Origin of the sequence: Dorea longicatena, assembly GCF_024168045.1 — a bacterium.
Lineage (GTDB): Bacteria > Bacillota > Clostridia > Lachnospirales > Lachnospiraceae > Dorea_A.
On the sequence record NZ_CP100126.1, the window covers coordinates 2,037,244 to 2,047,668 of the forward strand.

General features: G+C 42.4%; 11 protein-coding genes. All 11 read right to left on the minus strand.

What is annotated here, in order from left to right; translation table 11 throughout:
* Positions 1–41: 41 nt before the first annotated feature.
* The 11 genes from NKF87_RS09640 to pyrE all read right to left on the minus strand — a co-directional run bounded on the left by NKF87_RS09640 (position 42) and on the right by pyrE (position 10,295).
* Positions 42–2,477 carry an ATP-dependent Clp protease ATP-binding subunit gene (locus NKF87_RS09640; RefSeq protein ID WP_253583500.1) on the minus strand — a complete coding sequence of 812 codons (2,436 nt, stop codon included), beginning with the start codon at positions 2,475–2,477 and terminating at the stop codon, positions 42–44.
* A 20-nt stretch (positions 2,478–2,497) separates the two neighbouring features.
* The gene (locus tag NKF87_RS09645; RefSeq protein WP_055284684.1) at positions 2,498–2,869 is read right to left on the minus strand and encodes a GntR family transcriptional regulator; all 372 of its coding nucleotides are present in this window, start codon (positions 2,867–2,869) and stop codon (positions 2,498–2,500) included.
* Positions 2,870–2,981: 112 nt separating this feature from the next.
* Positions 2,982–4,256, minus strand: a complete 1,275-nt coding sequence (gene purD / locus NKF87_RS09650; protein ID WP_117598438.1) for a phosphoribosylamine--glycine ligase — start codon at positions 4,254–4,256, stop codon at positions 2,982–2,984.
* A gap of 21 nt (positions 4,257–4,277) precedes the next feature.
* A complete protein-coding gene (gene purN / locus NKF87_RS09655; RefSeq protein WP_028086922.1) occupies positions 4,278–4,904 on the minus strand; it encodes a phosphoribosylglycinamide formyltransferase in 627 nt (208 codons plus the stop codon).
* Entirely contained in the window at positions 4,898–5,923 is a 1,026-nt protein-coding gene (purM, locus tag NKF87_RS09660; protein ID WP_117598437.1) for a phosphoribosylformylglycinamidine cyclo-ligase, read from the minus strand. The genes purN and purM overlap by 7 nt, the downstream gene beginning before the upstream one ends.
* A 50-nt stretch (positions 5,924–5,973) precedes the next feature.
* On the minus strand, positions 5,974–6,486 hold the full coding sequence (gene purE / locus NKF87_RS09665) for a 5-(carboxyamino)imidazole ribonucleotide mutase (RefSeq protein ID WP_028086920.1): 513 nt from the start codon (positions 6,484–6,486) through the stop codon (positions 5,974–5,976).
* A gap of 42 nt (positions 6,487–6,528) precedes the next feature.
* Positions 6,529–8,571 (minus strand): aminopeptidase, encoded by a 2,043-nt coding sequence (locus NKF87_RS09670; protein ID WP_117598436.1) that lies wholly within the window; start codon positions 8,569–8,571, stop codon positions 6,529–6,531.
* Position 8,572: 1 nt separating this feature from the next.
* Complete coding sequence (locus tag NKF87_RS09675; protein ID WP_055284675.1) at positions 8,573–8,965, minus strand: DUF6142 family protein; 393 nt, start codon at positions 8,963–8,965, stop codon at positions 8,573–8,575.
* The gene (locus NKF87_RS09680) at positions 8,934–9,413 is read right to left on the minus strand and encodes a VanZ family protein (RefSeq protein ID WP_117598435.1); all 480 of its coding nucleotides are present in this window, start codon (positions 9,411–9,413) and stop codon (positions 8,934–8,936) included. The genes NKF87_RS09675 and NKF87_RS09680 overlap by 32 nt, the downstream gene beginning before the upstream one ends.
* Positions 9,414–9,443: 30 nt before the next feature.
* Positions 9,444–9,596: a hypothetical protein gene (locus NKF87_RS09685; RefSeq protein WP_028086916.1), complete on the minus strand. Its 153-nt coding sequence runs from the start codon at positions 9,594–9,596 to the stop codon at positions 9,444–9,446.
* Positions 9,597–9,614: 18 nt separating this feature from the next.
* Positions 9,615–10,295 carry an orotate phosphoribosyltransferase gene (gene pyrE / locus NKF87_RS09690; protein ID WP_028086915.1) on the minus strand — a complete coding sequence of 227 codons (681 nt, stop codon included), beginning with the start codon at positions 10,293–10,295 and terminating at the stop codon, positions 9,615–9,617.
* Between the last annotated feature and the right edge of the window lie 130 nt (positions 10,296–10,425).

Sequence of the window (10,425 nt, forward strand, 5' to 3'; positions counted from 1 at the left end):
AGGTTCTTCTTTCGTTCATTCTATTATATAATAAAATATTTTTAATTTGTAGTCTTTGCCGTAAATTTAATTTCTTTTTTAGAGATTCCAACAACAACTTTCATATTTCTTCTGATTTCCCCACTTAAAATCGCCTCGGCAAGTTTATCCTCTAACTGATTCTGTACAGCGCGTCTGAGTGGTCTTGCCCCATACTTCTTATCCATACCAGTCTCTACAATATGCTTTTTCACAGAATCACGAATCGTAAGATCGATTCCAAGCTGATCTTTTGCACGTTTGATCAGTTCTCTGCACATCAATCCCACAATCTTCTGCATCTGCTCAACTGTCAGTGGATGGAATACCAAAATTTCATCAATACGGTTCAAAAATTCCGGACGGAAGATAAACTTGATCTCATTCATAACGTTATTCTTCATCCGCTTATAATCTCCTGCGGCATCTTCTTTTGTATTAAAGCCCAGCTTTTTCGGATCGATGATTGACTGTGCTCCGGCATTAGATGTCATAATGATCACAGTATTCGAAAAATCCACCTTTCTTCCCTGTGAATCTGTAATGTGCCCGTCATCTAACACCTGCAAAAAGATATTAAACACATCCGGATGTGCTTTTTCTATCTCATCAAGCAAGATGACGGAATATGGATGTCTTCTCACCTGTTCGCTAAGCTGTCCACCGTCATCGTGTCCGACATATCCCGGAGGCGAACCAATCAGCTTTGCCACACTATGCTTTTCCATATATTCAGACATATCTACACGGATCATAGAATTCTCATCTCCAAAGAGAGCTTCCGCAAGAGCTTTGGATAATTCTGTCTTTCCGACTCCTGTTGGCCCCAGGAATAAGAACGAACCGATCGGACGCTTTGGATCTTTCAGTCCGACCCTTCCGCGCTTGATAGATTTTGCTACTGCTGTTACCGCTTCATCCTGCCCGACCACACGCTTATGAAGTGTCTGTTCAAGCTTATTTAACCTTGTGCTTTCTGACTCAGCCAGACGACTTACCGGAATCTTCGTCCACTGTGATACGACCTCTGCAATATCTTCTTCCGTTACTTCCAGATGCTTTGCATCATTCTTCTTGTGAATACGTTTCTTGATTTGTTCTGATTTCTCTTCTGCATCCTTTAATTCTTTATGAAGCATGGATGCCTCAATGATATTGCCGCTTTGAATTGCTTCTTCCAGTTCCTTTGCAAGTTCCGTCTGTGCCTTTTCCAGTTTATATACATTTTCCGGTACTTTAAATCCACGCAAGCTTACTTTTGAACATGCTTCATCCACAACATCAATCGCCTTATCCGGAAGAAAACGGTCATTGATATAGCGGTTGGAATAGCTGACTGCTGCCTCCAGTGCTTCTTCTCTTATCTTTACTTTATGATGTTTTTCATATCTGGAGCGCAGACCTTTCAGTATCTCCAGACACTGATTTTTATCTGGTTCTTCTACCGTGATTGGCTGGAATCTTCTTTCCAGTGCCGCATCTTTTTCAATATATTTGCGGTATTCCACGATCGTTGTGGCACCGATCAGCTGCAGTTCTCCTCTTGCAAGTGACGGCTTCAGAATATTAGACGCATCCATCGCTCCTTCTGCACCACCCGCACCAATGATCGTATGCACTTCATCCAGAAACAGAATGATATTACCTGCCGCCTTCACCTCCTGAATCAGACGTTTCATACGTTCTTCGAATTCTCCGCGGTATTTTGATCCGGCGATCATACTTGCCAGATCCATGGTATAGATACGTTTTCCCCTGATTCCTTCCGGCACGATGCCTTCTGCAATCTGTATTGCAAGCCCTTCGATGACTGCTGTCTTACCAACACCCGGTTCCCCGACCAGACAGGGATTGTTCTTTGTGCGTCTGCTTAAGACCTGCATCAGCCGTCCGATTTCTTCTTCTCTTCCGATGACCGGATCGAGCTTTCCTTCTTCTGCTTCTGCTGTCAGATCGGTACCATACTGATCCAATACTCCGTTCTTTCTCCCCTCTTCCGGTCCATATTCTTCCTGATACATCTTCGGATCGATCCCGACAGTTTCAAATATTTCCTGATAGATCTTCTGAAGATTCGCACCTAACGTAGTCAGGATCTTTGCAGCAACACAATCCATATCACGGATAAGTGCCGTCAGCATATGTTCTGTTCCAATCTCTTCTGAGCGGAACTGTTCTGCCTCTGTCTTACTGTCTTCCAGAATATATTCCAGTCTCGGACTGTATTCTGGTTTCTTTCTGCCTGGCATCTCACCTGCAGGAGAGATCAGTTCGGACATCACTTTCTGTATATTTTCCTCATCTACCCCGTTCATTCCCAGAACCTGCGCCGCTACGCCGGTATACACCTTTCTGAGTCCCAGAAGCAGATGTTCTGTTCCTACATAAGGGTGTGCCATCTCCTTCGCACTTTTTTCTGCAATCTTCAGCACTTCCTTAGCCTGCCTTGTATAATCCATGCCTTTTTGTTCCTTTCTGCCTATCTTCTATACTCGTCAAATATCTCATCTACCAATGCATGCACATCTTCTCTTCCAATATTCTTGCAGCATCCTTTTGCAAGTAATATCGCAAGCTTTTCCCTGAGTTTTAACATTGCCTGTGCCTTGTCCGCATCAATGGCGACTACGGCTCCTCTTCTTCTATCCAACTGGATGAACCCTTCCTGCCGTAAGATCGAATACGCTTTATTCACCGTATGCATATTAATTCCCACAGTATCCGCCAGCTGTCTGACAGACGGTAAGGTATCTCCCTCCCGAATCATGTCTGTTGCAATCCCCATGATAATCTGATTCTGCAGTTGTACATAGATTGCCTCGCTGCTGTTAAAATCAATTTCTATCAACATCTCATCACCTGTTATCTGTCTTTTTCTTTTGTTATATGGATACTATAACACAATTAAAAAGAGCTTACAACCTAAATCGTAAGCTCTTCTTTTCATACTCTTTTCGTACTTTTTATGCTTCGTCAATCGCTTTACCAATATCATGACGCATATATTTATTATCGAATTTTACCCATTCGGTTGCCGCATAGGCATTAGCTCTTGCTTCTTTTAAGTCTTTTCCCTTTGCTGTCACACCAAGTACACGTCCGCCGTTGGTCACAATCTGATCACCGTTGAATTTCGTACCTGCATGGAAGCAGTAATAGCCTTCGTGCCTGTCAAATTCCTCCAGTCCGCTGATTGGAAGTCCTTTGTCATATTTCACCGGATATCCGTCACTTGCCAGAACAACACATACTGCAGCATTGTCTTCAAACTGCAGATCGATCTGATCCAGCGTACCATCAATACAAGCTTCTACTACATCAATGATATCATTTTTCATTCTCGGAAGAACCACCTGCGCTTCAGGATCTCCGAATCTGGCATTGTATTCCAGAACCTTCGGTCCGTCCGCTGTCAGCATCAGTCCGAAAAAGATTACACCTTTGAACGGTCTTCCTTCTGCCTTCATAGCATCAACGGTTGCCTGATATACATATTTCTTACAGAAGTCATCTACTTCTTCTGTATAGAACGGACTTGGTGAAAATGTTCCCATTCCTCCTGTATTCAGACCTGTATCTCCATCACCTGCACGCTTATGATCCTGTGCCGAGGTCATCGTTTTGATTGTATTTCCATCTACAAATGACAGTACTGAGACTTCTCTTCCTGTCATGAATTCTTCTATAACCATCTCATTACCGGCTGTACCGAATTTCTTATCCAGCATGATCGTCTTCACGCCTTCTTCAGCCTCTTCCAGATTCTTACAGATCAGCACGCCTTTTCCAAGTGCCAGTCCGTCTGCTTTTAATACAATTGGGAATCTGGCCTCCGTCTTCAGATATTCAACTGCCTTATCCGGATCTGTAAAATTCTCATAAGCTGCAGTCGGAATGTTATATTTCTTCATAAGATCCTTGGAAAATGCTTTTGATCCCTCAAGGATCGCTGCATTCTTTTTAGGTCCGAAAGTACGGATACCTGCGGCTTCCAGTTCATCCACCAGACCGCCAACCAGTGGATCATCCATTCCCACAATAACCAGATCAATCTCTTTTTCTTTTGCAAATGCTACGATCTTGTCAAATTCCATGGCTCCGATCGGTTCACACTCTGCAAATTCTGCAATTCCCGCATTTCCCGGAGTACAGTAAATCTTGTCTACTTTATCGCTTTTTGCAACGCTGTATGCGATTGCATGTTCTCTTCCGCCACTTCCAACGATTAATACTTTCATCTTACACTGCTCCTTTATCCTCTATGACTCGATCGTCACACGATGTCCTTCTACTTTAACTTTACCGTTTGCGATCAGATCAATGGCTCTTGGCAGAATTCTCCATTCTGCCTGCTCCATTACACGTCTCTGCAGAACTTCCGGGGTATCTCCCTGTTCCACTTCAACTGCTTTCTGCAAAATGATCGGACCGGTATCGGTTCCTTCATCTACAAAATGTACCGTTGCACCAACCACCTTCACTCCGCGTTCCAGTGCTTTTTCATGCACCTTCAATCCATAAAATCCTGTTCCGCAAAATGCCGGGATCAGGGACGGATGAATGTTGATCATACGGTTTCTGTATTTTGCGATCATCTCTGCCGGAATCACTACCAGAAATCCGGCCAGAACGATCAGATCCGGCTGCATGACATCCACAGCCTTCATAAATTCCTGATTGAAAATCTCACGGCTTTCATAATCTTTTGGAGATATACACTGATTCGGAATTCCATGTTTTTCAGCACGCTCCAGTGCATATGCATTCTTATTATTACTGATGACGCCGGCAATCTTTGTGTTTGTAATCTCGCCGGAATCTACTGCATCTATGATTGCCTGCAGATTTGTTCCGCCACCGGATACCAGAACTACGACATTTAACATAATGTCACTCCTTTTTCACCATCTTCGATATGACCGATCACATATGGAGTATCTCCGGTCGCTTTGATTGCTTCTATTGTCTTATCTACATCAGCAGGATCAACCGCAACGATCATACCAATCCCCATATTATAAGTATTGTACATTGCATGCTCGTCTACATTTCCCTCTTTTGCAAGCTTTGTGAAAATTGGCGGAACCGGATAACTGTCTTTTTCTACAACGGCTTTTACTCCGTCTTTTAACATTCTTGGAATGTTCTCATAGAATCCGCCTCCTGTGATATGGCTGCAGGCTTTCACTTTCACTCCTGCGTTCTTTATGCTCTTTAATGCTTTGACATAGATTCTTGTCGGAGCAAGCAGTGCTTCTCCGAGTGTAGTTCCCAGATCATCATAATATGTATCCAACGATTCTTTTGTCATCTCGAATACTTTACGTACCAGTGAGAATCCATTGCTGTGCACACCTGAAGATGCCATACCGATCAGTACGTCTCCTGCTTTTAAGTCTTCTCCTGTAATCATATCTTTTTTATCACATACACCAACTGCAAATCCTGCAAGATCGTATTCATCTTCCGGCATAAGTCCCGGATGTTCTGCTGTCTCTCCGCCGATCAGGGCTGCTTCTGACTGCAGGCATCCTTCTGCCACACCTTTTACGATAGATGCGATCTTCTCCGGATAATTTTTTCCACATGCAATATAGTCTAAGAAGAATAACGGCTCGCCGCCTGCACATGCAATATCATTCACACACATAGCTACTGCATCGATTCCAATGGTATCGTGCTTATCCATGATCATGGCAAGTTTGACCTTTGTTCCACATCCGTCTGTTCCTGATAACAGCACCGGTTCTTCCATTTCTTTGATCTTCGCAAGAGAAAATGCTCCCGAGAATCCTCCGAGTCCTCCAAGAACTTCCGGACGCAAGGTCTTCTTTACATGCTCTTTCATAAGTTCTACTGACTTGTAACCTGCTTCAATATCCACACCAGCTTTTTTGTAATCCATAATCCGATCTCCTTTTGTACCTGTTATTTATTTTTGTACTTTTATATCTATTATTTTGATGCCAGATATGCCTCATATCCGATAGAATCAAGCTTTGCTGCTTTGGCTTTGACTGCCTCTTTCTGTTCTTCTGTATAAGCTTTCAGTTTCTTCAGAAGTTCTTCATCTGAAGCCGCAAGAATCTTTGCTGCAAGAATTGCTGCATTCTTTGCGCCATCGATCGCAACGGTTGCAACCGGAACTCCCGGCGGCATCTGCATGATTGAAAACACTGCATCCATTCCATCCAGATTCTTTCCTGAAAGAGGTACACCAATAACCGGAAGGGCAAATAATGCTGCACACATTCCCGGAAGGGCTGCTGCCATTCCTGCACCGGCGATCATAACCTTTATTCCGCGGCTTTCTGCTCCTCTGGTCCATTCAATCAGTTCATCTGGTTCACGATGTGCTGAGATGATCGTCATCTCATACTCGATTCCTAACTCTTCCAGCATTACTGCAGCCTTACTCATAACTTTAAGATCTGAGTCACTGCCCATGATAATTCCTACTTTTGGCATAATTTTCATCCTTTCTTATAAGTTTGACAAATAAATCATACCCTATTTATTAGAATTTTTCAATGGTTCATTTAAAATCTCTGTACCGGGAAGTACAAATTTTCCATTTTCCAGTAACACAATCTCTTTTTTATCCTTTGTAACAACCGTAATACTTCCAAGTTCTTCATATGGAATGGTAATATCTGTATGGCAGTGGAAATATGCTTTTGATACATCTTCTTTTCTGCGGATCGATACCGAATTGTCTCTTGCAATAATCTCTTTTCCGTTCGGATTATAGACTTTGATATCCTCGCACCAGCTGTAACATGTATCTCCCACCGCAAAATGCGGTCCCATCTTCTCTGCGATCAGGATCGGCATCTTATCCTCGATTCCATACTTCCTGGCAGTTATATATGCAGTTGTATTCGTTCCGATCGCAAATTCACCAAGCGGCAGCGTCGGATGTTTGTATAATACATTATCGTGAATATACGCTTTATTTTCCAGATCGCGATCAAAGTTCGCACAGTTATACTCTGATACCATGCCATTTGAGAATGTGATCTCCAGATCACGATACTGCAGTTCATTCAGATACACTTTGCTGACATGTAAGACTCCGTTCGTTCCTTCCAGAACAGGAGAAGTAAAGACTTCCCCGACCGGAATATTCACATCTGCCACACAGTTCTCAAAGATTGTTTCTTTTGCCGGGTCATTCAACGGATGTAACTGCACATTCAGATCTGTACGATTCCCATTCGTCCCGAGAATATGCACGTATTCTCCCTGATCCAATGCATCAATCAGTGTCTGCTGTACTTTTTCATATACTTTTGCATCCAGTGTGTTTATACGGATAATCTCATCGAAAATCTCTTCATACTTCTCTCCGATCTCCGGCACCGGATAGGCAATGATCGTAAAGCTGCGCTCTTCTCCTTTGATATACCTGTTCACCATCTGGCTCTGACGGCTGTCATACTGCAGGATCATCTCTTCCTGACTCTCCGAAAGCTTTGCCACAGTCTCTTTTGCCACCGGTTCGAATGGTTCTTCACCAAACATGTCAATGCATGCCGGTCCTGCAAACCCGGCTGCCTCTTTCTTATAATGTTCATATGTTGTCTGCATCACTTCCAGTTTGCGCTCCAGGTACTTCTTATCCATGAAGATTGCCTGATCATCTTTATGATCGTATTCATACTGCTTATTTGCCACTGCTCCGCAGTATCCGATCTTGTAATGTTGTCTCTTTGTCAACACACTGACCGCTGCACGATAGATGACCGGTTTTAATCCCATTTTTTCAAAGTTCTCTATCGCTTTCTTTACTACACGTTCAAATCCAAGAATATAACGGATATTCACTACCGATTTCTTCGAAAGATCTTTTCCGGTATTTACGAATCCGATGCGGTATCCTTCCGAATAGACATCTGCCATCTTCTGGATAGTCTCTTCCGGGAGACGGTTCAGATGCTCCGCTGTCTTCCATTCGTTTTCGCTGATATACTCTCCAAACTGATACAGATATCTGAGATCTTTAAGATCACTGTTCATGATCAGATCTGTTGCGAAGGATTCTTCCGGCAGGATCTGTTCTCTGATACGATCCGCAAGGAATACATCACAATAATCACTTGCATACCAGTAAAAAATATCACGGGCTGTTTTTGCATCCGGTGTATCCTCGAACTGGTTATATATTTCAATCAATAATTCATACAAAATTGCCAGATATTCCGTCTTTCCCTCAAAAACATAAACGACTGCCCCACGAAGTTCCGCATATAACATCCCAAGAATCTGTCCTGATTCTTTTCCAAACATCTTACACGCATAATCCGGATTCGCATAACTTTCTTCATACTGCTCCGGCAAAACATCCTGATACAGCCGTCTGTTCCATGTTCTTAATTCTTCCAGCGTAAATTTCTGATACCTTCCGTCCAGAAGTTCATCTCTCAGTTCGTCCAGCATAAGCACGAACTCTGCCATCTTCTTAAAATAATCTCTGTAAGGCTCTTTCACCGTATCTTCTGTCTGCATCAGACGGATACGGTCAAGTGCCAGTTCATATCTTTCTTCTATCATTCTACATAAGCCCCCTGACGAATAATCCAACCATAACGGCGAGAAATACCGCATTTACCGTGATTCCCACCTTGCATGTTGTATAAATCTTTTCGCGTTCTCTGAATCCTTTCATGCCAAGCCAGATTCCAATCACTGCCATCGCACAGGTTCCCAGTCCGAAAAATCCGATCAATATATTGACATTTCCTTTATTTAAAAATGAAAAAAGAATCATCACGATCACCAGAAATGCAATCACCACTGCATAAGTACAGGAATAGACACCCCTTTTGGAGTGTCTGACTGCTTTCTGTCCATATTTCGTTTTAATCATTTTTTTCCGCTTTTTTTTACGGGCTTTCGCTACCGCTTTAATTCTATCATCTTCTGTTCTTAGTTTTTTTCCCAGCATGTCTTCTCCTTATTGCCGCACATATTGCAAATAATAGATATCCGCAAATTCCACCGATGGTATTCAGTAACAGGTCATCTACATCAAAGCTCCCCACCTTTGTAATAAGCTGGAAGACTTCCACGCACAGGCTCAGTACAAAGCTGTAATATGCCGTTGCAATAAAACTTCTCTGCCTGCTTCCCATCGGGAGGAAAAATCCAAACGGAATAAATATAATCACATTTCCAAATAAATTAGTGAACATTGCAAAGAATCCCACCTGCTCACGATACTGCCAGAATCTTTTGATTTCTTTAAACAGTACCAGATTATAATGGTATTCCCTCATCTCACCTGTACGTCCATACCAATCAGAGAACAGCAGGAAATATACAATAAATATTACATATAATATAAATAATATCTTTCCCAGTATCCGGATTCGTTTTCTTTTTCCTGAATCCAACGTCCTACAACCTCCTGTGTCTCTTCGGTATTAGAATAAGATTCCTTTCTTTTCTTTCAGTAAACGGGCACCGCTTATAATGGAGATCACACCTGCGGCGATTCCTATTACCGTGACTACAATTCCTACCGCAATCCCTGCTGCACCGGCTAGCCCCATTGCTTTATATGCTTTTTCATTCATATCCTGATCCCCCGTTTTCTATTTTGCTCCGTACTGTTCATAATATGCATCGATTGCTTCTTTTAATGTATCATCGATCACAACTTTCCCGTCACATTCTTTGTTATACAGGCACTCTACAACTTCTTCCATTGTTACGATTGCAGCTGTATCGAATCCATACAGATCTTTGATCTCATCCAATGCACATTTCTCGCCGCCTTTTCCTACTTCCATACGGTTCAGGGATACCATCAAACCTACGATTGTTACATCTGCGGCACCTTTTACTTTTGGTACGGTCTCTTCCATAGACTTTCCTGATGTTGTCACATCTTCGATCATGATCACACGGTCTCCGTCTTTTAACTTACTTCCGAGAAAGCTTCCTTTATCGGCACCATGATCTTTTTCTTCTTTACGGTCAGAACAATAGCGTACTTCTTTTCCGTAAAGATCACTGTAAGCAATTGCCGTGACCACTCCAAGCGGGATTCCCTTGTATGCAGGTCCGAACAACACGTCGAAATCATCTCCATAGGTATCATGGATTGCCTTCGCATAATACTGACCTAATTTTTTCAGCTGTGATCCTGTTACATAAGCTCCGGCATTCATAAAGAACGGTGATTTTCTTCCGCTCTTTAATGTAAATTCTCCAAACTTGAGCACATCGCTCTCTACCATAAATTCAATAAACTCCTGTTTATAACTTTCCATTTTGATTCCCTCCATATATTTCAGACTCTGTGCGTCTTATTTATTGCATAATAATTCCATTTAATTCTATCATAAGAAAATCAGTTTTTCAATTCACGTCAGAAAAAAAGAACAGTATATACACGTAATC

Coding starts and splice junctions, on each gene's coding strand:
- purE (WP_028086920.1), bottom strand. CDS start 6,486: ATGCCAAAAGTAGGAATTATCATGGGCAGTGACTCAGATCTTAAAGTT.
- NKF87_RS09640 (WP_253583500.1), bottom strand. CDS start 2,477: ATGGATTATACAAGGCAGGCTAAGGAAGTGCTGAAGATTGCAGAAAAA.
- NKF87_RS09685 (WP_028086916.1), bottom strand. CDS start 9,596: ATGAATGAAAAAGCATATAAAGCAATGGGGCTAGCCGGTGCAGCAGGG.
- NKF87_RS09645 (WP_055284684.1), bottom strand. CDS start 2,869: ATGTTGATAGAAATTGATTTTAACAGCAGCGAGGCAATCTATGTACAA.
- purN (WP_028086922.1), bottom strand. CDS start 4,904: ATGTTAAATGTCGTAGTTCTGGTATCCGGTGGCGGAACAAATCTGCAG.
- NKF87_RS09675 (WP_055284675.1), bottom strand. CDS start 8,965: ATGCTGGGAAAAAAACTAAGAACAGAAGATGATAGAATTAAAGCGGTA.
- purM (WP_117598437.1), bottom strand. CDS start 5,923: ATGGATTACAAAAAAGCTGGTGTGGATATTGAAGCAGGTTACAAGTCA.
- NKF87_RS09670 (WP_117598436.1), bottom strand. CDS start 8,571: ATGATAGAAGAAAGATATGAACTGGCACTTGACCGTATCCGTCTGATG.
- purD (WP_117598438.1), bottom strand. CDS start 4,256: ATGAAAGTATTAATCGTTGGAAGTGGCGGAAGAGAACATGCAATCGCA.
- pyrE (WP_028086915.1), bottom strand. CDS start 10,295: ATGGAAAGTTATAAACAGGAGTTTATTGAATTTATGGTAGAGAGCGAT.